The sequence below is a fragment of the Streptomyces sp. A 4/2 genome, from assembly GCF_940670765.1.
In the GTDB taxonomy this organism is placed as follows: Bacteria; Actinomycetota; Actinomycetes; order Streptomycetales; family Streptomycetaceae; genus Streptomyces.
In genome coordinates this window covers 1-416 of sequence record NZ_CALNVW010000099.1, presented here as the reverse complement: position 1 = coordinate 416, position 416 = coordinate 1, and the positions used below count along the sequence as shown (strand labels likewise).

At 67.3% G+C, this 416-nt stretch carries 1 protein-coding gene; it reads left to right on the top strand.

Going from position 1 to position 416, the window contains the following annotated elements; genetic code table 11:
* Window positions 1–22: 22 nt before the first annotated feature.
* The coding region (locus tag NBY69_RS37200; protein ID WP_284350469.1) for an AMP-binding protein at window positions 23–416 on the top strand (394 nt) is incomplete at its 3' end.

Here is a 416-nt window from a genome sequence, read left to right as displayed (position 1 = left end):
GATCGCGGAGGGGACGGTTCCGGTGATCGGGCGGCCGTTGGCGCGTACGCAGGTGTTGATCCTGGGTGCGCGGGGTGAGTTGGTGCCGCCGGGTGTGGTGGGTGAGTTGTATCTGTCGGGGCCGCAGTTGGCGGTGGGGTATGTGGGTGATCCGGTGCAGACGGCTGTGCGTTTTGTGCCGAATCCTTACAGTGATGAGCCTGGTGCGCGGATGTACCGGACGGGTGATCTGGGCCGGTTCACCGTGGATGGGGACGTGGAGTTCCTGGGGCGTGCGGATCAGCAGGTGAAGATCCGGGGTTACCGGATCGAGCCCGGTGAGATCGAGTCGGCGTTGTTGGGCCACCCCTGTGTGCGGGACGTCGCGGTCGTGGCCCGGCCGGACCAGCACGGCCGGCCCCGCCTCATCTCGTACG